The following is a 20476-nucleotide window of genomic DNA, read 5'->3' as shown; positions in this document are numbered from 1 at the left end:
GCGGCGCTGAAGCTTGCGATACTCGGGCGATGCATCCGATTTACAAATTCTCACTGCATCGCCTGAGCTGCGTTGCCCTGTTGCTCGTTGCCTCGGGCGCCATGGCGCAGTCGGTCTACCGCCAGGTCGACAAGAATGGCAAGGTCACGTTCTCGGACCGGGCGCCTACGACCGGCAGCGATTCGGCACCGCAGGGCGGCCCCGGCACCACGGCCAATGCCGGCCTTTCGTACGAACTGCGGCAAGTGGTTCAGCGCTATCCCGTGGTGTTGTACGCCAGCGAGGAATGCGGCCCGTGCAGCGACGCTCGCACGATGCTCATCACGCGCGGCATCCCGTTCGACGAGCGCATCGTGAAGAGCAACGACGAAATTGAGGCGCTGCAGCGCCTGAGCAACCAGACGTCGCTGCCCCTGCTCACGATCGGCTCACAGCAGCTCAAGGGCTACGCGGATGCCGAGTGGTCGCAGTATCTCGATGCTGCCGGCTACCCCAAGAGCAACAACCTGCCCACGGGTTATCGCAATGGGCTTTCCCGGCCACTGATCACTCAGCCGGCAGCGCCCGCGTCGCGTACGCCAGCACCGGCAGTGCAACCCGCGCCGCTCCCGCCTCCACCCGCCTCGAGCGCCCCCAGTCCGAGCAACCCGACCGGCATCAAGTTCTGAACTGGCTGGCGGCTGGCGCTTGACCGCATTCGCGGCCAAAGCGCTCTCCTCTCGCCGCTCAGTCGAACTGCAGCGTCTTCACGCCCGTCGGTGTGCCCAGCAAGCACACGTCGGCCTTCTGATGGGCGAAGACGCCCACCGTCACCACGCCCGGCCACTGGCTCACTTCGGACTCGAAAGCACGCGGATCGCTGATCCGCAGGCCCGTGACGTCGACGATGTGCTGGCCGTTGTCGGTGACCAGCGGCAGGCCGTCCTTCTCGCGCACCTGGGCGATGCCGCCCATGGCGGCGAACTGCCGCATCACGCGGCGCGCCGCCATCGGGATCACTTCCACCGGCAGCGGAAAGGCGCCCAGCGTTTCCACCAGCTTCGATGCATCCGCGATGCAGATGAACTTGCGCGACTGCGCCGCCACGATCTTCTCGCGCGTGAGCGCCGCGCCGCCGCCCTTGACCATGAAGCCGCGGCCATCGATTTCATCGGCGCCGTCGATGTACACGGCCAGCTCCTCCACCTCGTTGCTGTCGAACACCGGAATGCCCAGCGCACGCAGCCGCTCGGTCGAGGCGACCGAGCTGGAGACGGCGCCCTTGATCTCGTCCTTGATGGTGGCCAGCGCGTCGATGAACTTGTTCACCGTGGAGCCGGTGCCGACGCCGACGATCTCGCCCTTGACCACGTAGGCCAGCGCGGCAAGGCCGACCTGGGCCTTGAGTTCGTCCTGGGAGAGCGGGTTGGAGGGGTTTGGGGAGGCGGGTGCGGTCATCGCGGAGAATCCTTGGCTCATTGAAGTCCGGAATTATCCGATGCCCCTGCTGTCGCCCTCCTCGCTCTACGGTCTCGCCCGCCCCTTCCTGTTCGGTTTCGATCCCGAGCACGCCCACGAAATCACGCTCGACGGCCTTGCCCGCACGCAGAACACGCCGCTGGCCTGCGCCTATTCCTCGGCGCGCACCGACGACCCGGTGCAGCTTGCCGGCCTGACTTTTCCGAACCGCGTCGGCCTGGCCGCCGGGCTCGACAAGAACGCCCGCTGCATCGACGCCTTCGCCGCCATGGGCTTCGGCTTCGTCGAGGTCGGCACGGTGACGCCGAAGGCGCAGCCGGGCAACCCCAAGCCGCGCATGTTCCGCCTGCCGCAGCGCGATGCGCTGATCAACCGGCTCGGCTTCAACAACGAAGGGCTCGACGCCTTCCTGGCCAACGTGCAGAAGGCACGCTTTCGCAAGGGTGGCCCCAGCGCAGGCAGCACCCGCTCGCCGATGCTGCTGGGCCTGAACATCGGCAAGAACGCCGCGACGCCGATCGAGCGCGCGGTGGACGACTACCTCGCCTGCCTCGACGGCGTGTACGCGCATGCCGACTACGTGACCATCAACATCTCGAGCCCGAACACGGCCAATCTGCGCACGCTGCAAAGCGACGAGGCGCTCGATGCGCTGCTAGGCGCGGTGGCCGAACGGCGCGAGACGCTGGCCGCGCGCCACGCCAAGCGCGCACCGCTGTTCGTGAAGATCGCACCCGACCTCGACGAAGCGCAGGTCGCCGTCATCGCCGCAACGCTGAAGCGCCACGGCATGGACGGCGTGATCGCGACCAACACCACGCTCGCGCGCGACGCCGTGAAGGGATTGCCGCACGCAGAGGAGGCAGGCGGGCTTTCGGGCGCGCCGGTGCGCGAAGCAAGCAACCGCGTGGTGTCGCAGCTGCGCGCGGCGCTGGGCGCGGGCTTTCCGATCGTCGGGGTGGGCGGCATCCTGAGCGGTGCCGACGCCAAGGCCAAGATCGCCGCGGGCGCGGACGTGGTGCAGATCTACACCGGCCTGATCTACCGCGGACCGGGGCTGGTCCGCGAAGCCGCCCAGGCACTGCTGCGCGATCGCAGCAAGGCCTGAGCCGACTGAGCCGACTGGATCGTCGGCTCCCTTCTTTTCTCTCAGCGCATGCGCCAGAGCACTGGCGCGATGAACGCAGCCCAGCGCAGCAGGCGCTTCGGCCGGATCACCACCACGGCAGCAGCGGCAACCACGCCCGTTGCCACCGGGTGGGCGCGCGCGATGCGCAGCGCCGCGGAGGCAGCCGACTCGTTGGGCGGCGGCGTTTCGCCTTCGTACGGGTCGCCTGCACTCGCCGGCGGCGCCTCGCGTCCGCCCTGCAAGGTGGCAATGCGCTGACGCTGGCGATCCATGCGCGCGAGCAGTTCCTCGCGCGTGGCCGGCCTTGGGGGACGCGGCGCTTCCTCGTCCTGCTCCGGGTCCTTGCCCAGACCGAAGCGGTCCTGCATCCAGGCCCAGTCGCGTTCGAATTCCTGTCGCGCCGGCTCGAAGCTGTTGGATGCATTGCGCAGGGTCGCCAGCAAGCCGACGACGGCGGCCACCCAGAGCACGATCCATACACCCGCCACCGACCATGCGGCCGTGATGCGGTACGGCGTTTCCCAGAAATGAACCACCACTGCCACCGACAGCAAGGCCACCGTGACCGTGGTCAGCCCCAGCACGGCCACCACGAGGATCAGCATCAGCTTGAGGCGCTGTTTCTCGTCCTCCCAGGCCATGCGCAGCAGTTGCACCCGGTCTTCGGCCGCGAGGGCGCCTTCGGCGGCGGCAATGCGCAAACGCCGGATCCGGGCGTTCAGCCCGAACAGGGACAGCAGCCTCATCGGCTGGCTCCAGCCATGTCCGGTCGAACGGTGCTGCGGTGCGTGCTCAGGTCAGCGGCGGCCAAGCAGCAGGCCCACCAGCACACCGACGGCCAGTGCGGCACCGGCGATCTGCCACGGTTCGTCGTGGGCGTAGGCGTTGGCGGAGGTTGCCGCTTCGCGGGCCTTCTTGGCGGCGAGCTTGCTCTTCTCGGCCGCGAGTTCGCGTGCGATGGCCAGCTTGGTGTCGATGCGCTGGCGCAGCGCCTTGATGTGGGGAACCGAATCCAGGTCCTTGCTTGCCAGCACGCCGCGCACGTCGCTTGCAATGTCTTCGGCTGCTGCTTCAAGATTTTGGGATGCACTCATTGGAATCTTTCCTCCGTGATGACACCGGCACCGCGCCGGCGGCTTCACGCCAGCAAATGGCGTGCTGTCATGTTACAGGCTCAAAAGACCCTCATGCGCGACAGATGCGCAGTCTTTGACACACGATGGCACTTCATCGCGCGCCAGGTGCGCCAAGCGCGCTTCAAGCCTCCGCCAGCAACTCCGCCACGTAGCGGCCGATGGCCAGGCTGCTCGTGAGCCCGGGCGATTCGATGCCGAAGAGATTCACCAGCCCCGCCACACCATGCGAGGCGGGCCCGTCGATCATGAAGTCGGCGGCCGGCTCGCCCGGACCGGAGATCTTCGGGCGCATGCCCGCATAGCCCGCGATCAACGCGCCGTCGGGCAGCGCTGGCCAGTACTTGCGAACCTCGGCGTAGAAGCCGTCGCCGCGCGAAGGGTCCACGACCAGGTCGTCGGCCGAAGCGACCCATTGCACGTCGGGGCCGAACTTGGCCTGGTCGCCCAGGTCGATGGTCAGGTGCACGCCCAGGCCGCCCGGCTCGGGCACCGGATAGACGAGGCGCCCGAACGGCGCGCGCCCCGACAAGGTGAAGTAGTTTCCCTTGGCGAAGTATTCCGTGGGCACCGACGAAGCAGGCAGGCCCTCGAAGCGCCGCGCCAACGCCGGCGCACCCAGGCCCGCGGCGTTGACGACGCTGCGGCAGCGCAACGCGGTGCCGTCTTCCGCTATCAGGACAATAGCGCCGTCCCCACATTCAGCGCGCGTGATGGGCGATTTGAGCGCCAGCATGCCGCCCGCGTTCTCGAGGTCGCCGAGCAGGCTCAGCATGAGCGCGTGGCTGTCGACGATGCCGGTGCTCGGCGAGTTGAGCGCCGCCACGCAATGCAGTTGCGGCTCCAGCGCGATGGCCTGCTGTGCGGTCAGCAACTCCAGGTCGTCGACGCCATTCGCCGCCGCCTTGGCCCGAATGACTTCCAGCTGCCCGGCCTGTTCGGGCGACGTGGCCACGATGAACTTGCCGCAGCGCCGGTGCGGCACGCCGCGCTCCGCCGCGTAGGCATAGAGCAACTGTTTGCCCTCGACGCACAGCTTCGCCTTGAGCGAACCCTGCGGGTAGTAGATGCCTGCATGAATGACTTCGCTGTTGCGCGAACTCGTCCCGGTGCCGATGGCACCTTCGGATTCAAGCACCAGCACTTCCCGGCCGGCGAGCGCCAACGCGCGCCCCACAGCCAGCCCCACCACGCCACCGCCGATGACGGCGCAATCAATTTCGTCCATCGCGCGAGCTTAGCGCGGCTCGCGTCACGGATTCATCGCTGCGCGCGAGTCAGGTCGCGGTGGGCGGCGGCTCGGGATCGGTGGGCTCGTCGGGTGCGTGGCTGGGGCCTTCGTCGGGCTCGACGGGCAGGTCGGGTGTGACCGGTGTCGGCAGATCGGGATGGGTGGCCATGGTCGTGCTCCTTTGCCTTGGTTGCCTTGGTTGCCTTGGTTGCCTTGGTTGCCTTGGTTGCCTTGAGTTCTAGGCCGACGCAACGCGAGGTGCGCCAGCCTCGGGCTGCACTTGCCGTCGGCGCGCGCCGACAGCGCAGCCAGAACCCAGCGACACAGCAAGGCAGATCGCGTGTGACGCCCATGTGAAAGCCGCTGCATCACCCGCGCTGTTAAATCGCGTTACCACTGCGGCTTGGGAATCCGCGGGTGATGTGCTGTACTTTGCAACGCTGGCGCCACCGGCGAGCGCCGCGCTTTCCAGAGGGAGGAGAAAGAACAATGCCCACCATCGACGCCAACGGGATGCTTGTCGATCCCAAGGTGATCCCCAGACGGTCATCGGGAATCGAGCACGGCGCGCTTCCCAGCGTGCTGGCCATCGTCGTTCACCAGACCGACTCGCCCACCGCGGAGTCAAGCCTCAACGGCTACCAGGCGGGCGGCAACGGCGCCCACTTCCTGGTCGACAAGAACGGCCAGATCTACCAGACGGCCAGCCTGTTCGCGCGCTGTTATCACGTCGGCAAACTGATCAGGTCGAAATGCCTGACCGTGAACAAGAGCAGCTGCGACACGGCCGCCATGGCCAGGATGCTGGCCATGTCGTGGACCAGCCAGATCAACGCGATCGATGCACATGAGCGCGCGAAGCCGTACCCCGACCGCTATCCGGTCAACAGCGATTCGATCGGCATCGAGCTCGTCGGCATGCACATCGACGACAACAGCTACGAGGCCGTGACGGCCGCGCAGAACGCTTCGCTTCAATGGTTGATCGACGCGCTGTACGCGCAGTTCGACTTGAAGTCGAGCGACGTCTACCAGCACCCGAGCGTCTCTTACAAGAACCCCGGCGAAGCGAGCTCGGCTGTATGGAAGTGAGAGCCCGGGTCGTTGCGCTGCTGGCCGGCGCGGTGCTCGTCGCTTCGTGCGCAACAACGCGCGATGCGGCGTTCAGCAACATCTACGTCGCCGATTTCCATTCCGACGCGCCAGCCTCCTGCCGTGCGTCGGACGTGCCGCGCAGCCACGGCAAGGCGCAGGAATTCTTCTCGCGCGCGAAAGAGGTCGACTACAAGACGCTGCACGACCACTACGAGCAAGCGCCTTGCTATGCCGAGGGCACGCTGACCCGGCAAGGCCGATCATGCGATTGGCGGATTCGCGCGGGGGGTACGGGGTCGGTCCAGTGCGGGGAGCAGAAGCTGTACTTCGCATGCGACACCTGCGACGGCCTGTTCGGCGCGAAGTAGGTCGAGAGAAGCCGGAAGATCAAGCGCAAATCGAAAGCAAACGCGCAAGAAAAAAGCGACTTGGAAATCCAAGTCGCTTTTTCTGTTTGGTGGGCGGTGGAGGTTTCGAACCTCCGACCCCAGCAGTGTGAATGCTGTGCTCTACCCCTGAGCTAACCGCCCTGAGACACTGCTTTTCAGTTCAGTGTCTTGAACACGTATCGCGTTGTGCGCAGCCTCAGATTATGCCACAGCTTTTTAGGCGTTCTGACGAAACAACGTGCGACCACCACTAGATTTATCGAGCTGCGTCAAAACAGCGTCGTGCGCGGCCAGCTCCTGCTCGCCCGCCAGGATCACCGGCAACTCGAACTGGCTCAGGTCGATGGCCACCACGGCGGCGCCCTGCACGGGCTCGTTCGAGGCCACGTCGATGAGCAGCGCATCCTGTCCGCGCGTGAGGTTGATGTAGACGTCGGCCAGCAGTTGCGCGTCGAGCTTGGCGCCGTGGAAGGTGCGGTTCGAACGGTCGACGCCGAAGCGATCGCACAGCGCGTCGAGAGAATTGCGCTTGCCCGGGTACACCTGCTTGGCCATGGCCAGCGTGTCGGTCACTTCCGCCACGAAGGTGCGCAGCGGGGGCAAGCCGGCGCGCTCGAATTCCTTGTTGAGGAACCCGACGTCGAAAGCCGCGTTGTGAATGATCAGCTCGGCACCGCGCAGGTACTCGATGATGTCGTTGCCCAGCGTCGCGAACTTCGGCTTGTCGCGCAGGAAGTCGGTCGTCAGGCCGTGGACCTTCAACGCGTCTTCATGGCTCTCGCGCTCCGGGTTGAAGTAGATGTGCAGGTCGTTGCCGGTGAGCTTGCGGTTGAACAGCTCCACGCAACCTAGCTCGATGACGCGGTCGCCGTTCTCCGCGGAGAGGCCGGTGGTTTCGGTATCGAGAACGATCAGGCGGCTCATGCGCGCCCCCTGGCTCGGCACGTCGTGTCCTCGCCGCCCACCAACGGGGTGCGAGCTTGCTTGAAACGGCCCGGCGCTGCGCTCATCAGTGGTTTTCCTTGGCGTGGTTGATCGAGTACTTGGGAATCTCGACCGTCACATTCTCCTGCGCCAGGATCGCCTGGCAACTCAGGCGCGATTGGGGCTCCAGGCCCCAGGCGCGGTCGAGCAGGTCTTCTTCGCCCTCTTCCGCCTCGTTGAGCGAGTTGAAGCCCTCGCGCACGATGACGTGGCAGGTGGTGCAGGCACAGCTCATCTCGCACGCGTGCTCGATGTTGATGTTGTGTTCGAGCAGCGCCTCGCAGATCGAGGTGCCAGCGGGCGCGGTGATTTCAGCGCCCTGCGGGCAGTACTCGGGATGCGGATAGATCTTGATCGTGGGCATATTGTTCTTCTAGAGGGATTCGACCTTGCGGCCAGCCAGCGCGCGTGCAATGCCCGCGTTCATGCGCTGTGCGGCAAAGGCTTCGGTGTCGTCGGCCAACTGCTTGGTGGCCGCCTCGATCGCGGCCGCCTCGTCGCTGCCCTTGGCGGCTTCGCGCAACTGCGCCATCGAGGCGCCGATGACGGCGCGCTCTTCGTCGCTCAGCAGGTCGCCGTCGGCGTCGAGCGCGCTCTGCGTGGCCAGCAGCATGCGGTCCGCATCGACGCGGGCCTCGACGAGCGCGCGGGCCTTCATGTCCTGCTGCGCGGTGGAGAAGCTCTCCTGCAGCATCGTCGCGATCTGGTCGTCCGACAGGCCATACGACGGCTTCACGGCCACGCTGGCCTCGACGCCGCTGCCCTGCTCCTTCGCGCTCACGCTCAGCAGTCCATCTGCATCGACGGTGAAAGTCACGCGGATGCGCGCCGCGCCGGCCGCCATCGGCGGAATGCCGCGCAGCGTGAAGCGCGCGAGGCTGCGGCAGTCGGACACGAGGTCGCGCTCGCCCTGCACCACGTGCAGCGCCAGTGCAGTCTGGCCGTCCTTGTAGGTCGTGAAATCCTGCGCCATCGCGGTCGGAATGGTCTGGTTGCGCGGCACGATGCGCTCGACCAGCCCGCCCATGGTCTCGATGCCGAGCGACAGCGGAATCACGTCGAGCAGCAGCAGTTCGCCCGCGCCGTTGTTGCCGGCCAGCTGGTTGGCCTGAATGGCTGCGCCCAGCGCCACGACTTCGTCGGGGTTCAGGTTGACCAGCGGCTCGCGGCCGAAGAAATCGGCGACGGCGCGGCGAACCTGCGGCATGCGCGTGGAGCCGCCGACGAGCACGATGCCTTGCAGGTCGTCGGGCTTGAGCTTCGCGTCGCGCAACGCCTTGCGCACGGCCGCGATGGTGCGGTCGGTGAGCGCCTGGGTCGCCGTATAGAACTGCTCACGGGTCAGCTCGAAGCTGATCGCCTCGCCGGCAACGCTGGCGCCGAATGCGGTCGATGCCGATTCGGTCAGCGCTTCCTTGGCGGCACGCGCCGCCACCAGCAACGCGGCCTTGTCGGCATCGCTGCCGGCCTGCAAGCCCGTTTGCGCGCGCACGAAGTCGGCCAGCGCGTGGTCGTAGTCGTCGCCGCCAAGGGCCGAGTCGCCGCCCGTGGCAATCACTTCGAACACGCCCTGCGTCAGGCGCAGGATCGAGATGTCGAAGGTGCCGCCGCCCAGGTCGTAGACCGCGTAGACGCCTTCGCTCGCGTTGTCGAGCCCATAGGCAATGGCCGCCGCGGTGGGCTCGCTGATCAATCGCAGCACGTTGAGGCCGGCCAGTTGCGCGGCGTCCTTGGTGGCCTGGCGCTGGCCTTCGTCGAAGTAGGCGGGCACGGTGATGACCGCGCCATAGAGCTCGTCGTCGTCGAAGGTGTCCTGGGCGCGATAGCGCAGCGTGGCAAGGATCTCGGCGCTGATCTCGACCGGCGACTTTTCGCCGGCCAGGGTCTGCACCATCACCATGCCGCCGTCGCTGCTGCCGATGCGGTAAGACATGGCATCGCGGTTGGCGATGTCGGCCAGGCCGCGGCCCATGAGCCGCTTCACCGAGGTGATGGTGTTGGCCGGGTCCTGCGCGCGCGCGGCCACGGCGTCGAAGCCGATCTGGCGGCGATCGCCTGCGAGGTAGCGCACGGCCGAAGGCAGCAGCACGCGGCCCTGGTCGTCGGGCAGGCACTCGGCCACGCCGTTGCGCACCGAGGCGACCAGCGAATGCGTGGTGCCCAGGTCGATGCCCACGGCAATGCGGCGCTGATGCGGGTCGGGCGCCTGGCCGGGTTCGGAAATCTGAAGAAGAGCCATAAGGCTTATTGTCCCAACTGATCGAATTTGGCTTCGACGTCCTGTCCGAAGCGCTCAATGAACATGAGGGCTCTCACCTGCTGCGCGGCGGCCGGGTAGTCGCCCTTCTCGTCGATGAGCCAGTCGAGCGACGACAGCGCGCGTGCGCGGCCGGCCTCGACTTCGGCCTGCAGCTTCTCGAGGGCCGCAAGGTCCTCGACCTCGTCGAGCGCCTCGCGCCATTCCATCTGCTGCATCAGGAACTCCGGCGGCATTGCCGTGTTGTTCTCGGCGTTCAATGGCGCGTCGTTCAGCTCGCAGATGTAGCTGGCGCGGCGAATCGGATCCTTGAGCCGCTGGTAAGCCTCGTTGATGCGCACCGACCACTGCATGGCCACGCGCTGCGCCGCCGCGCCCTGCGCGGCAAAGCGGTCCGGGTGGGCTTCGCGTTGCAGCTCTTTCCAGCGCGCGTCGAGCGCGGCGCGGTCCTGCGCGAAGGTCGCCGGCACGGCGAACAGTTGAAAGTCGGTGTCGTTCAGGTTCATGGCAAGAAAAAACCGCCAGCACATGACATGGTGGCGGCTGTGGTCGCGGTCAGCGACGGCGCATCAGATGCGAAAACTCTCGCCGCATCCGCAACGGTCGCGTTCGTTCGGGTTGATGAACTTGAAGCCTTCGTTCAGGCCTTCGCGCACGAAGTCGAGCTGCGTGCCGTCGATGTAGGCCAGGCTCTTCGGATCGACCAGCACCTTCACGCCGTGGTCTTCGAACACCACGTCTTCAGGCGTGAACTCGTCCACGTACTCGAGCTTGTAGGCCAGGCCCGAGCAGCCCGTGGTCTTCACGCCCAGCCGCACGCCCACGCCCTTGCCTCGTTTGCCGAGGTAGCGGGTGACGTGTCGCGCAGCGGCTTCGGTCAGCGTGACGGCCATGTCAGTGGACGGCTTCGGCAGCAGCGGATTCGGTCTTGACGCCGTGCTTGGCCTTGTAGTCGCTCACGGCGGCCTTGATCGCGTCTTCGGCCAGGATGGAGCAGTGGATCTTCACCGGCGGCAGCGCCAGTTCTTCGGCGATCTGCGCGTTCTTCAGCGCAGCCGCTTCGTCCAGCGTCTTGCCCTTGACCCATTCGGTCACGAGCGACGACGAGGCAATGGCCGAGCCGCAACCGTAGGTCTTGAAGCGTGCGTCTTCGATCACGCCGGTTTCGGGGTTGACCTTGATCTGCAGCTTCATCACGTCGCCACAAGCCGGTGCGCCGACCATGCCGGTGCCGACCGAGTCGTCGCCCTTTTCGAAGGAGCCGACGTTGCGGGGATTTTCGTAGTGGTCGATGACCTTGGAAGAATATGCCATGGTGTACCTCTCAAACTTTGTTCAATCGTGGAGCCTTGGGCTGGCCGCTTGTGCTGGTGTCAGTGGGCCGACCACTGGATCGTGCTGATGTCGACGCCGTCCTGGAACATCTCCCACAGGGGGCTCAGCTCGCGCAGCTTGGCAACGTTGTGCTTGATGGTCGAAATGGCGTAGTCGATTTCTTCTTCGGTCGTGAAACGGCCGATGGTCATGCGAAGGCTGCTGTGGGCCAGCTCGTCGCTGCGGCCCAGGGCGCGCAGCACATAGCTGGGCTCCAGGCTGGCCGAGGTGCAGGCCGAACCCGACGACACCGCCAGGCCCTTGATGCCCATGATCAGCGACTCGCCTTCGACGTAGTTGAAGCTCATGTTCAGGTTGTGCGGCACGCGGTGCTCGAGATCGCCGTTGATGAACACCTGCTCGACGTCCTTCAGGCCGTCCAGCAGACGCTGCTGCAGGCGGCGTGCATGGGCGATGTCGTCCTTCATCTCGAGCTTGGCGATGCGGTAGGCCTCGCCCATGCCGACGATCTGGTGCGTGGGCAAGGTGCCCGAACGCATGCCGCGCTCGTGTCCGCCGCCGTGCATCTGGGCCTCGAGCCGCACGCGCGGCTTGCGGCGCACGTACAGCGCGCCGATGCCCTTGGGGCCGTAGGTCTTGTGCGAGGCGAGGCTCATCAGGTCGATGGGCAGCGCCGTGATGTCGATGTCGACCTTGCCGGTGGCCTGGGCCGAATCGACGTGGAAGATCACACCCTTCTCGCGGCAGACATTCCCCAGCGCGACCACGTCCTGGATCACGCCGATTTCGTTGTTCACGAACAGCACGCTGGCCAGGATGGTGTCGGGGCGAATCGCGGCCTTGAACTTTTCCAGGTCGACGAGGCCGTTTTCCTCGACGTCGAGGTAGGTGACTTCGAAGCCCTGGCGCTCGAGTTCGCGCATGGTGTCGAGCACGGCCTTGTGCTCGGTCTTCAGCGTGATCAGGTGCTTGCCCTTGCCCTTGTAGAACTGGGCCGCGCCCTTCAGCGCGAGGTTGATCGACTCGGTGGCACCCGACGTCCAGACGATCTCGCGCGGATCCGCATTGATCAGCTCGGCCACCTGGCCGCGCGCCTTCTCGACCGCCTCTTCAGCCTCCCAGCCCCAGGCGTGGCTGCGCGACGCCGGGTTGCCGAAGTGTTCGCGCAACCAGGGAATCATGGCGTCGACCACACGCGGGTCGACCGGCGTGGTCGCGCCGTAGTCGAGATAGATCGGGAAATGAGGAGTTACGTCCATGGCTGGCTCGTGCTGGCGTGGGGGGTTGTTCTTGATCTGGGCTGCTCATGGCAGGCGCCCGCGGGCGCCGCCGGGAAATCAGGGCTCAGGACTTGGCGAAGGCGTTGCCGAGGGCGAACACCGAATTCGGGGCGTTCACGCGGATCGGCTTGACGACCGGCTGGGCCGAGATCGCGCGCTTGACGACCGGCTTGTTCTCGATCTGCACGCCCTTGGCGATCTGGTCGTCGACGAGCTTCTGCAGCGTGACGGAGTCGAGGAACTCGACCATGCGCTGGTTCAGCGAGGCCCACAGCTCGTGCGTCATGCAACGGCCGGCTTCGCCCAGGCAGTTTTCCTTGCCGCCGCACTGGGTGGCATCGATGGGTTCATCGACGGAAACAATGATGTCGGCCACGGTGATGTCCGCGGCCTTGCGGCCGAGGCTGTAGCCGCCGCCGGGGCCGCGGGTCGACTCGACCAGCTCGTGACGGCGCAACTTGCCGAACAGCTGTTCGAGGTACGACAGAGAAATCTGCTGCCGTTGGCTGATTGCCGCCAGCGTGACCGGACCGGTGTTCTGACGCAACGCCAGATCGATCATTGCCGTGACCGCAAAACGGCCTTTGGTAGTGAGACGCATCGCAAGCTCCTTCAAGTGCTTACCGTTGAAATGACACCGTGGTCCTGGACCGCGGTGACTTCGTCTCCGCCCTGCCCGACCCCTGACGCTGGTGAACCAGTCAGTAGGAGTCGGTCCTTCATCGCGAAGTTCTTGTCTTGTTGTTGACTGTTTCGCTCAAGTATAACAGAAGGCCCCGAACTCTGCTGGGGTAAACCCCAGCGGCTCGGCCCCACGTTCGGCTTGAAAAAAGCGAACCTCTGTTTTACTGCGGTGGTATGGCGATGTTGTCGCCGCCCGACGCTCCGAAGGCCTGCTCGCGCAGCAGCGCCAGCTGGTCGCGCACCCGGGCCGCCTTCTCGAATTCGAGGTTGCGGGCGTGCTCGAGCATCTGCTTCTCGAGCCGCTTGATTTCCCGGGCGATGTCCTTCTCGCTCATGTCCTCGACCTTGGCGCGTTCCAGGTCGAGCTTGGCCATTTCCTTGCCCGTCTTCTCGCTGTAGACGCCGTCGATCAGGTCGCGCACCTGCTTCACGATGCTGCGCGGCGTGATGCCGTTGGCCTCGTTGTGGGCAATCTGCCGGGTGCGCCGGCGCTCGGTTTCGCCGATGGCCTTCTTCATCGACTCGGTCATCCGGTCGGCGTACAGGATGGCCTTGCCGTTCAGGTTGCGCGCCGCCCGGCCGATGGTCTGGATCAGCGAGCGCTCGGCGCGCAGGAAACCTTCCTTGTCGGCATCGAGAATCGCCACCAGCGACACCTCGGGAATGTCCAGCCCCTCGCGCAGCAGGTTGATGCCCACCAGCACGTCGAAGGTGCCCAGGCGCAGGTCGCGCAGGATTTCCACCCGCTCGACCGTGTCGACGTCGCTGTGCAGGTAGCGCACCTTCACGCCGTTGTCGCCCAGGTAGTCGGTCAGCTGCTCGGCCATGCGCTTGGTCAGCGTGGTGATGAGCACGCGCTCGTTCTTGTCGACGCGCACCCGGATCTCGCCCAGCACATCGTCCACCTGGTGGGTGGCGGGCCGGACCTCGACCTCGGGGTCGATCAGCCCGGTCGGCCGCACCAGCTGCTCCACCACGTTGCCCGCATGGTCCTTCTCGTACTGCGCCGGGGTGGCCGAAACGAATATGCATTGGCGCATACGAGTCTCGAACTCCTCCAGCTTGAGCGGCCGGTTGTCCAGCGCGCTCGGCAGGCGAAAGCCGTACTCGACCAGCGTGGTCTTGCGCGCCCGGTCGCCGTTGTACATGCCGCCGAGCTGGCCGATCATCTGGTGGCTCTCGTCGAGGAACATCAGCGCGTCCTTCGGCATGTAGTCGGTCAGCGTGGCCGGCGGCTCGCCGGGAGCCGCGCCCGAGAGGTGGCGCGTGTAGTTCTCGATGCCCTTGCAGTGGCCGATCTCGGCCAGCATTTCCAGGTCGAAACGCGTGCGTTGCTCCAGCCGCTGAGCTTCCACCAGCTTGCCCGCGCCCACCAGCTCCTTGAGCCGGCCGCTCAGCTCGATCTTGATGGTCTCCACCGCCGCCAGCACCTTGTCGCGCGGCGTCACGTAGTGGCTCGACGGGTACACGGTGAAGCGCGGCACCTTCTGGCGAACGCGCCCGGTCAGCGGGTCGAAGAGCTGCAGCGACTCGATCTCGTCGTCGAACAGCTCGAAGCGGATGGCCAGCTCGCTGTGCTCGGCCGGAAACACGTCGATGGTGTCGCCGCGCACCCGGAACGTGCCGCGCGCAAAGTCCTGCTCGTTGCGCGTGTACTGCATGCGGATGAGCCGCGAGATCAGGTCGCGCTGGCCGACCTTGTCGCCGACGCGGGCAATCAGCCGCATCTCCATGTAGTCCTCGGGCGTGCCGATGCCGTAGATGGCGCTCACCGTGGCCACGATGACCGTGTCGCGCCGCTCCAGCACGCTCTTGGTGGCCGACAGGCGCATCTGCTCGATGTGCTCGTTGATCGACGAGTCCTTCTCGATGAACAGGTCGCGCTGCGGCACGTAGGCCTCGGGCTGGTAGTAGTCGTAGTAGCTGACGAAGTACTCGACGGCGTTCTTCGGGAAGAACTCGCGGAATTCGCTGTACAGCTGCGCCGCCAGCGTCTTGTTGGGCGCGAACACGATCGCCGGGCGGCCCAGCCGCGCGATCACGTTGGCCATGGTGAAGGTCTTGCCCGAGCCGGTAACACCCAGCAAGGTCTGGAACACTTCGCCGTCGATCACGCCCTCGACCAGGCCCTCGATGGCCTTGGGCTGGTCCCCGGCCGGCGGATAGGGCTGGAACAGCTCGAAAGGCGAGCCCGGGTACGTGATGAATTCGCCCTGTTTCGCGGGACCGATCGGGTCCAGCTTCTTCAGGTCTGCTATGGCTTCGTTGTTCTCTGGCATGGCTGTTCCCGACAGGTGGCGTGTCGCCGGTAAAATTCAAGGCAACCGGAAAGCGTAGCGCAAGTCCGGTTGCCAGCGAAGCTTTCATCCCAAAGGACCTTTCCATGTCTATGTTCACCGCGGTCGAAATGGCACCGCGCGACCCGATCCTCGGCCTCAACGAGCAATTTGCCGCCGACACCAACCCCCACAAGGTCAACCTCGGCGTCGGCGTCTACTACGACGACAACGGCAAGCTGCCCCTGCTCCAGTGCGTGCAAGCGGCCGAGCAGAACATGATGAAAGCGCCCACGGCGCGCGGTTATCTCCCCATCGACGGCATTGCCGCGTACGACAACGCCGTGAAGGCGCTGGTCTTCGGCGTCGACAGCGAACCCGTCACCTCGGGCCGCGTCGCCACCATCCAGGCCATCGGCGGCACCGGCGGCCTGAAGGTCGGCGCCGACTTCCTGAAGAAGCTCAACCCCAGCGCCAAGGTGCTGATCAGCGACCCGAGCTGGGAAAACCACCGCGCGCTGTTCACCAACGCCGGCTTCGAAGTCGAAAGCTACCCCTACTACGACGCTGAAAAGCGCGGCGTCAACTTCGACGGCATGCTGGCCGCGCTCAACGCAGCCCCCGCCGGCACCGTGGTCGTGCTGCACGCCTGCTGCCACAACCCCACCGGCTACGACATCACGTCCGAGCAGTGGGACCAGGTGGTCGCCGCCGTCAAGGCGAAGAACCTCGTGCCCTTCCTCGACATGGCCTACCAGGGCTTCGGCTACGGCCTGAAGGAAGACGGCGCCGCCGTTGCCAAGTTCGTCGAAGCAGGCCTCACCTTCTTCGTCTCCACGTCCTTCTCCAAGAGCTTCAGCCTGTACGGCGAGCGCGTCGGCGCCCTGTCGGTGCTGTGCGAGAGCAAGGAAGAAGCCGCCCGCGTGCTGTCGCAGCTCAAGATCGCCATTCGCACCAACTACAGCAACCCGCCCACGCACGGCGGCGCCGTGGTGGCCGCGGTGCTCGGCAACGCCGAACTGCGCGCGCTGTGGGAAAAGGAACTCGGCGAGATGCGCGTGCGCATCAAGGCCATGCGCCAGAAGCTGGTCGACGGCCTGAAGGCCGCCGGCGTAAAGCAGGACATGGGCTTCATCACCACGCAGATCGGCATGTTCAGCTACTCGGGCCTGACCAAGGACCAGATGGTGCGCCTGCGCAATGAATTCGGCGTGTACGGCACCGACACCGGCCGCATGTGCGTCGCCGCGCTGAACAGCAAGAACATCGAGTACGTCTGCGCCTCGATCGCCAAGGTCATCTGAATCGGCCCTCCGCAGTCATCCAGGTGACAGCAAAGTGTGAGGGAATCGCGTTCTCGACGATTCCTTCACACTCCGAGCGACAAGCACCCACGCTGTGGGGTGTGGGTAGGGTTTAGGCCCCCTGCAATGCAGCGGATGCGCTGATATATTGCACTGCAACATTCCACTCCAACACCAGCGATGCTTTACCAACTCTACGAAGCCCAGCGTTCCTTGATGGAGCCGTTCTCGGACTTCGCCCAGGCAGCCTCCAAGCTCTATGGTCCCGGCGCCGTGTGGGGCCAGATGCCCATGGCCCAGCGCATGGCCGCAGGCTACGACCTGCTCTACCGCCTCGGCAAGGACTACGAGAAGCCCGAATTCAACATCAAGTCGGTGAAGGTCGAAGGCAAGGATGTGGTCATCCAGGAAGCCATCGAGCTCGACAAGCCCTTCTGCGAGCTGCGCCGCTTCAAGCGCTTCACCGACGAGCCGCACATCCTCAAGACGCTGAAGAGCCAGCCCGTGGTGCTGATCGTGGCGCCGCTGTCGGGCCACTACGCCACGCTGCTGCGCGACACCGTGCGCACCATGCTGCAGGACCACAAGGTCTACATCACCGACTGGAAGAACGCCCGCCTGGTGCCCCTGGCGGACGGCGAGTTCCACCTCGACGACTACATCAACTACGTGCAGGAGTTCATTCGCCTGCTGCAGGCCGAATACGGCAACTGCCACGTGGTGAGCGTGTGCCAGCCGACCGTGCCCGTGCTGGCCGCCGTGTCGCTCATGGCCAGCCGCGGCGAGGCGCTGCCGCTCACCATGACCATGATGGGCGGCCCCATCGACGCGCGCAAGTCGCCCACCGCGGTCAACAACCTCGCGATGAACAAGAGCTTCGAGTGGTTCGAGAACAACGTGATCTACCGCGTGCCGCAGGGCTTCCCCGGTGAAGGCCGCCGCGTGTACCCCGGCTTCCTGCAGCACACCGGCTTCGTGGCCATGAACCCCGACCGCCACGCCAGCAGCCACTACGACTACTTCAAGGACCTCATCAAGGGCGACGACGCCAGCGCCGAGGCCCACCGCAAGTTCTACGACGAGTACAACGCCGTGCTCGACATGGACGCCGATTACTACCTCGAGACCATCCGCACCGTGTTCCAGGAGTTCGACCTGGTCAACGGCACGTGGGACGTGAAGAACCCCGAAGGCCAGGTGGAGCGCGTGCGCCCGCAGGACATCCGCGGCACCGCCCTGCTCACCGTCGAAGGCGAGCTCGACGACATCTCGGGCTCCGGCCAGACCGAGGCCGCGCACAGCCTGTGCACCGGCATTGCCGACAGCCAGCGCGAGCACTACGAAGTCAAGGGCGCGGGTCACTACGGCATCTTCAGCGGCCGCCGCTGGCGCGAGCTGGTGTACCCAAAGGTGCTGAAGTTCATCGCCGCCAACGACGAGCCGCAACGCCGCGCCGCCGACAGCGCGCCGCTGGCCTCCGAAGACGCGGTCAAGCCTGTCCGCAAGACGGCCGCCGTCGCGGCGAAGAAGGCACCGGCGACCAAGGCCAAGGCCGTGGCTGTCGCCGCGCCCGTGAAGAAACCCGCCGCGCGCAAGAAGGCCGGCACCAGCGCCGCGCGCTGAAGCGCGCACGCCAACCTCCAGTGAACGGACTCGCCGCACGCATCAACGACGCACTGCCCCAGACGCAGTGCACCCGGTGCGGCTATCCCGATTGCGCCGGCTACGCGCAAGCCGTGGCCGACGAGGAAGCCGGCATCAACCAGTGCCCGCCGGGCGGCGCCGAAGGCATCGAACGGCTGGCGCTCATCACCGGGCGCCCCCTGCTGCCGCTCGACGCGCAGTTCGGCACCGAAGGCCCGCGCGCCATGGCCGTCATCGACGAGGCCTGGTGCATCGGCTGCACGCTGTGCCTGGACGCCTGCCCCACCGACGCCATCGTCGGCATCAACAAGCGCATGCACACCGTGATCGAGGCGCACTGCACCGGCTGCGAGCTGTGCATTCCGGTCTGCCCCGTCGACTGCATCTCGCTCGAAGTGGAAACACCGGGCCGCAGCGGCTGGCAGGCCTGGTCGGCCGAACAGGCCGGCCACGCGCGGCGCCGCTACGCGCTGCACGGCACCCACCGCAACACCGAGGCGCGCCTGGCCGACAAGCCGGCCGCGGCCGAAGCCCCGCAGGACGCCGGTGCACGCAAGCGCACCATCGTCGAAGCCGCCCTGGCGCGCGCCCGCGCCGCATCGCAACAACGCCCACCGCCCGCCAAGCCATGACGCTCGACACCTTGTTGATCTACGCCGCCGCCTCGCTGGCGTTGGCCCTGATCCCCGGGCCGACCATGTTGCTGGCGCTGTCCAACGGCATCGAGGGCGGCATGCGCCGCGCGAGCTGGGGCATCGCGGGCGCGTCGCTCGGCAGCATCACGCTGATCGCCGTGGTTGCGCTGGGCCTGGGCTCGCTGCTCGCGGCTTCGGAATGGCTCTTCAACGCCATCCGCATCGCCGGCGTGGTGTACCTCGTGTGGCTGGGCGTGAAGCTCTGGCGCAGCGAAGCCACCGATCTGCGCACCGCGCTGGCCGCAACGGCAGGGTCGCCCGAAGCGCGACCGCACGGCCGCATCGCCCTCGCGCGCAGCCTGGCCGTGGCGCTGTCGAACCCGAAGACGGTGCTGTTCTTCGCGGCCTTCCTGCCGCAGTTCGTCGACATCACGCAGCCGCAAGGCCCGCAGTACCTGCTGCTGGGCGGTGTGTTCGTCGCGCTCGACACCTGCGTGATGCTGGCCTACGCCGGCGCCGGCACGCAGGCCGTGCGCTTCCTCTCGCAGCGCGGCCTCAAGGCGATGAACCGCGGGTGCGCGGCCGGCATGTGGCTGCTGGCCGCTACCCTTGCCGTGTGGCGCCGCCCCGGCGCTTGAACAGCAACAGCAGCACGCCCGCCAGCACCACGCACACGGCGTACCACTCGAAGCGCGTGACCGTCTCGTGGGCGATCCACACGCCCAGCAGCATCGCGATCACCGGGTTCACGAACGTGTAACTCGCCGCCAGCGCGGCCGGCGCCTTCGCCAGCAGCACCATGTACGCGTTGAAGGCAATCAGCGAGCCGAACACCACCAGGTAGACCCACGCCGCAACGGCTTCGGCCTGCGGCGGCCAGCTCATCGTTTCGCCGGATACCGCGGCCAGCCCCATCAGCACCACGCCGCCGCACAGCATCTCGCTCGCAAAGCCCATCGCACCCGGCGCCAACGGCAGGCTGCGCTGGCTCAGCACGCTGCCCAGCGACCAGCACACGCACGCGATGCAGATGGCCACCAGCCCCTCGGGCGACGACCTGAAGCCGCTGCCCTGCGTGAGCATCAGCACCCCGACGAGCCCCAGCGCAATGCCCGCCGCCTCCAGCCGCGAGGGCTTCACGCCCCAGATCAGGTTGAGCAGTGCAATCAGCAGCGGAATCACCGCGATGAACGCCACCACCAGCCCCGAGCCGATCGACACCTCGGCATTGGCCGTGCCGCCCATGCCACCGCCCAGCATCAGCGCGCCGACGACCAAGGCGTTGCGCCACTGCGCGAGCGAAGGCCACGGCGCGCCGCGCCAGCGCATCCACACCGCCAGCAGCACGCCCGCGAACAGAAAGCGCGAGCCCATCTGCAGGAACGGCGGAAAGCTGATCAGCGCGTACTTGATCGCAAGGTAGGTCGAGCCCCACACCACCCAGGTGGCGGCAAGGCAGAGCCACAGCAGCGGAGGCAACCCGGGGTGGCCCGCTGCTGGCGCGGCGCGGGCGGGAGAGGTGAGCGTGGACATGGCGAGGGTGTCTCTTGTTGGCATTCGATGGCACTCATGGTATGAAAGCTATCCTTCGGAAGCCATGCAGATTTCATGCTTCCACGCCCACCAAACAGTCGATTTAAAG

23 protein-coding genes and 1 tRNA gene are annotated in these 20476 nt (G+C 66.2%); 8 read left to right on the top strand and 16 right to left on the bottom strand.

Going from position 1 to position 20476, the window contains the following annotated elements; translation table 11 throughout:
* Positions 1-29: 29 nt before the first annotated feature.
* The gene (locus BM004_RS21815; RefSeq protein ID WP_093216653.1) at positions 30-668 is read left to right on the top strand and encodes a glutaredoxin family protein; all 639 of its coding nucleotides are present in this window, start codon (positions 30-32) and stop codon (positions 666-668) included.
* A 58-nt stretch (positions 669-726) separates the two neighbouring features.
* Here BM004_RS21815 and rpiA read toward each other — a convergent pair whose 3' ends face one another.
* Entirely contained in the window at positions 727-1437 is a 711-nt protein-coding gene (gene rpiA / locus BM004_RS21810; RefSeq protein WP_093216651.1) for a ribose-5-phosphate isomerase RpiA, read from the bottom strand.
* 40 nt (positions 1438-1477) lie between these two features.
* Here rpiA and BM004_RS21805 point away from each other — a divergent pair, with 40 nt between their 5' ends.
* The gene (locus BM004_RS21805) at positions 1478-2566 is read left to right on the top strand and encodes a quinone-dependent dihydroorotate dehydrogenase (protein ID WP_093216648.1); all 1089 of its coding nucleotides are present in this window, start codon (positions 1478-1480) and stop codon (positions 2564-2566) included.
* Positions 2567-2607: 41 nt separating this feature from the next.
* On the opposite strand, the gene BM004_RS21800 is transcribed toward BM004_RS21805, so the two are convergent.
* The 4 genes from BM004_RS21800 to BM004_RS21785 all read right to left on the bottom strand — a co-directional run bounded on the left by BM004_RS21800 (position 2608) and on the right by BM004_RS21785 (position 5120).
* The gene (locus BM004_RS21800; RefSeq protein ID WP_093216645.1) at positions 2608-3333 is read right to left on the bottom strand and encodes a phage holin family protein; all 726 of its coding nucleotides are present in this window, start codon (positions 3331-3333) and stop codon (positions 2608-2610) included.
* 51 nt (positions 3334-3384) lie between these two features.
* A complete protein-coding gene (locus tag BM004_RS21795) occupies positions 3385-3681 on the bottom strand; it encodes a glycine zipper domain-containing protein (protein WP_093052316.1) in 297 nt (98 codons plus the stop codon).
* 163 nt (positions 3682-3844) lie between these two features.
* The gene (locus BM004_RS21790; RefSeq protein ID WP_093216643.1) at positions 3845-4948 is read right to left on the bottom strand and encodes an NAD(P)/FAD-dependent oxidoreductase; all 1104 of its coding nucleotides are present in this window, start codon (positions 4946-4948) and stop codon (positions 3845-3847) included.
* A 49-nt stretch (positions 4949-4997) separates the two neighbouring features.
* Positions 4998-5120 carry a stereocilin gene (locus BM004_RS21785; protein WP_093123159.1) on the bottom strand — a complete coding sequence of 41 codons (123 nt, stop codon included), beginning with the start codon at positions 5118-5120 and terminating at the stop codon, positions 4998-5000.
* Between the two features lie 320 nt (positions 5121-5440).
* Between BM004_RS21785 and BM004_RS21780 the strand changes: the two genes are divergently transcribed.
* Both BM004_RS21780 and BM004_RS21775 read left to right on the top strand, forming a co-directional pair.
* Positions 5441-6043: a peptidoglycan recognition protein family protein gene (locus tag BM004_RS21780; RefSeq protein WP_093216639.1), complete on the top strand. Its 603-nt coding sequence runs from the start codon at positions 5441-5443 to the stop codon at positions 6041-6043.
* On the top strand, positions 6034-6414 hold the full coding sequence (locus tag BM004_RS21775; protein WP_093123163.1) for a hypothetical protein: 381 nt from the start codon (positions 6034-6036) through the stop codon (positions 6412-6414). Before BM004_RS21780 ends, BM004_RS21775 begins: the two co-directional genes overlap by 10 nt.
* 87 nt (positions 6415-6501) lie before the next feature.
* Here the strand turns inward: BM004_RS21775 and BM004_RS21770 are convergent.
* The 10 genes from BM004_RS21770 to uvrB form a co-directional block, all read right to left on the bottom strand.
* Positions 6502-6576 (bottom strand) — tRNA-Val (locus tag BM004_RS21770).
* Positions 6577-6651: 75 nt separating this feature from the next.
* Entirely contained in the window at positions 6652-7359 is a 708-nt protein-coding gene (gene dnaQ, locus BM004_RS21765; protein ID WP_093123165.1) for a DNA polymerase III subunit epsilon, read from the bottom strand.
* Between the two features lie 85 nt (positions 7360-7444).
* Positions 7445-7783, bottom strand: coding sequence for an ISC system 2Fe-2S type ferredoxin (gene fdx, locus BM004_RS21760; RefSeq protein ID WP_093123167.1), 339 nt, complete (start codon positions 7781-7783; stop codon positions 7445-7447).
* A 9-nt stretch (positions 7784-7792) separates the two neighbouring features.
* Positions 7793-9658 (bottom strand): Fe-S protein assembly chaperone HscA, encoded by a 1866-nt coding sequence (hscA, locus tag BM004_RS21755; RefSeq protein ID WP_093216636.1) that lies wholly within the window; start codon positions 9656-9658, stop codon positions 7793-7795.
* Positions 9659-9663: 5 nt separating this feature from the next.
* Positions 9664-10182, bottom strand: a complete 519-nt coding sequence (gene hscB, locus BM004_RS21750; protein WP_093123171.1) for a Fe-S protein assembly co-chaperone HscB — start codon at positions 10180-10182, stop codon at positions 9664-9666.
* 63 nt (positions 10183-10245) lie between these two features.
* Entirely contained in the window at positions 10246-10569 is a 324-nt protein-coding gene (gene iscA, locus BM004_RS21745; RefSeq protein ID WP_007828190.1) for an iron-sulfur cluster assembly protein IscA, read from the bottom strand.
* A 1-nt stretch (position 10570) separates the two neighbouring features.
* Entirely contained in the window at positions 10571-10990 is a 420-nt protein-coding gene (gene iscU / locus BM004_RS21740) for a Fe-S cluster assembly scaffold IscU (protein ID WP_081268994.1), read from the bottom strand.
* A gap of 59 nt (positions 10991-11049) precedes the next feature.
* Complete coding sequence (locus tag BM004_RS21735; RefSeq protein WP_093123173.1) at positions 11050-12270, bottom strand: IscS subfamily cysteine desulfurase; 1221 nt, start codon at positions 12268-12270, stop codon at positions 11050-11052.
* Positions 12271-12355: 85 nt separating this feature from the next.
* On the bottom strand, positions 12356-12892 hold the full coding sequence (gene iscR, locus BM004_RS21730) for a Fe-S cluster assembly transcriptional regulator IscR (protein WP_007828186.1): 537 nt from the start codon (positions 12890-12892) through the stop codon (positions 12356-12358).
* A gap of 244 nt (positions 12893-13136) precedes the next feature.
* Positions 13137-15254 (bottom strand): excinuclease ABC subunit UvrB, encoded by a 2118-nt coding sequence (uvrB, locus tag BM004_RS21725; protein WP_093123175.1) that lies wholly within the window; start codon positions 15252-15254, stop codon positions 13137-13139.
* A gap of 104 nt (positions 15255-15358) precedes the next feature.
* Here uvrB and BM004_RS21720 point away from each other — a divergent pair, with 104 nt between their 5' ends.
* The 4 genes from BM004_RS21720 (at position 15359) to BM004_RS21705 (ending at position 19472) form a co-directional block, all read left to right on the top strand.
* The gene (locus BM004_RS21720; protein WP_093123177.1) at positions 15359-16555 is read left to right on the top strand and encodes an amino acid aminotransferase; all 1197 of its coding nucleotides are present in this window, start codon (positions 15359-15361) and stop codon (positions 16553-16555) included.
* Positions 16556-16735: 180 nt separating this feature from the next.
* Positions 16736-18178 carry a polyhydroxyalkanoate depolymerase gene (locus tag BM004_RS21715; protein ID WP_093216633.1) on the top strand — a complete coding sequence of 481 codons (1443 nt, stop codon included), beginning with the start codon at positions 16736-16738 and terminating at the stop codon, positions 18176-18178.
* Positions 18179-18198: 20 nt separating this feature from the next.
* Positions 18199-18831, top strand: a complete 633-nt coding sequence (locus tag BM004_RS21710) for an RnfABCDGE type electron transport complex subunit B (RefSeq protein ID WP_093123182.1) — start codon at positions 18199-18201, stop codon at positions 18829-18831.
* A complete protein-coding gene (locus tag BM004_RS21705; protein ID WP_093123185.1) occupies positions 18828-19472 on the top strand; it encodes a LysE family translocator in 645 nt (214 codons plus the stop codon). The genes BM004_RS21710 and BM004_RS21705 overlap by 4 nt, the downstream gene beginning before the upstream one ends.
* On the opposite strand, the gene yedA is transcribed toward BM004_RS21705, so the two are convergent.
* Positions 19438-20367, bottom strand: a complete 930-nt coding sequence (yedA, locus tag BM004_RS21700; protein ID WP_093216630.1) for a drug/metabolite exporter YedA — start codon at positions 20365-20367, stop codon at positions 19438-19440. The two genes, BM004_RS21705 and yedA, sit on opposite strands and share 35 nt — an antisense overlap.
* Positions 20368-20476 lie beyond the last annotated feature (109 nt).

The organism is Variovorax sp. OK212 (assembly GCF_900112425.1).
GTDB lineage: Bacteria > Pseudomonadota > Gammaproteobacteria > Burkholderiales > Burkholderiaceae_C > Variovorax.
This window is presented reverse-complemented; position numbering and strand designations above follow the sequence as displayed.

Coding starts and splice junctions, on each gene's coding strand:
- BM004_RS21790 (WP_093216643.1), bottom strand. CDS start 4,948: ATGGACGAAATTGATTGCGCCGTCATCGGCGGTGGCGTGGTGGGGCTG.
- BM004_RS21735 (WP_093123173.1), bottom strand. CDS start 12,270: ATGGACGTAACTCCTCATTTCCCGATCTATCTCGACTACGGCGCGACC.
- fdx (WP_093123167.1), bottom strand. CDS start 7,783: ATGCCCACGATCAAGATCTATCCGCATCCCGAGTACTGCCCGCAGGGC.
- rpiA (WP_093216651.1), bottom strand. CDS start 1,437: ATGACCGCACCCGCCTCCCCAAACCCCTCCAACCCGCTCTCCCAGGAC.
- hscB (WP_093123171.1), bottom strand. CDS start 10,182: ATGAACCTGAACGACACCGACTTTCAACTGTTCGCCGTGCCGGCGACC.
- iscU (WP_081268994.1), bottom strand. CDS start 10,990: ATGGCATATTCTTCCAAGGTCATCGACCACTACGAAAATCCCCGCAAC.
- iscA (WP_007828190.1), bottom strand. CDS start 10,569: ATGGCCGTCACGCTGACCGAAGCCGCTGCGCGACACGTCACCCGCTAC.
- BM004_RS21715 (WP_093216633.1), top strand. CDS start 16,736: ATGCTTTACCAACTCTACGAAGCCCAGCGTTCCTTGATGGAGCCGTTC.
- iscR (WP_007828186.1), bottom strand. CDS start 12,892: ATGCGTCTCACTACCAAAGGCCGTTTTGCGGTCACGGCAATGATCGAT.
- dnaQ (WP_093123165.1), bottom strand. CDS start 7,359: ATGAGCCGCCTGATCGTTCTCGATACCGAAACCACCGGCCTCTCCGCG.
- yedA (WP_093216630.1), bottom strand. CDS start 20,367: ATGTCCACGCTCACCTCTCCCGCCCGCGCCGCGCCAGCAGCGGGCCAC.
- BM004_RS21705 (WP_093123185.1), top strand. CDS start 18,828: ATGACGCTCGACACCTTGTTGATCTACGCCGCCGCCTCGCTGGCGTTG.
- uvrB (WP_093123175.1), bottom strand. CDS start 15,254: ATGCCAGAGAACAACGAAGCCATAGCAGACCTGAAGAAGCTGGACCCG.
- BM004_RS21775 (WP_093123163.1), top strand. CDS start 6,034: ATGGAAGTGAGAGCCCGGGTCGTTGCGCTGCTGGCCGGCGCGGTGCTC.
- hscA (WP_093216636.1), bottom strand. CDS start 9,658: ATGGCTCTTCTTCAGATTTCCGAACCCGGCCAGGCGCCCGACCCGCAT.
- BM004_RS21780 (WP_093216639.1), top strand. CDS start 5,441: ATGCCCACCATCGACGCCAACGGGATGCTTGTCGATCCCAAGGTGATC.
- BM004_RS21785 (WP_093123159.1), bottom strand. CDS start 5,120: ATGGCCACCCATCCCGATCTGCCGACACCGGTCACACCCGACCTGCCC.
- BM004_RS21720 (WP_093123177.1), top strand. CDS start 15,359: ATGTCTATGTTCACCGCGGTCGAAATGGCACCGCGCGACCCGATCCTC.
- BM004_RS21805 (WP_093216648.1), top strand. CDS start 1,478: ATGCCCCTGCTGTCGCCCTCCTCGCTCTACGGTCTCGCCCGCCCCTTC.
- BM004_RS21795 (WP_093052316.1), bottom strand. CDS start 3,681: ATGAGTGCATCCCAAAATCTTGAAGCAGCAGCCGAAGACATTGCAAGC.
- BM004_RS21815 (WP_093216653.1), top strand. CDS start 30: ATGCATCCGATTTACAAATTCTCACTGCATCGCCTGAGCTGCGTTGCC.
- BM004_RS21800 (WP_093216645.1), bottom strand. CDS start 3,333: ATGAGGCTGCTGTCCCTGTTCGGGCTGAACGCCCGGATCCGGCGTTTG.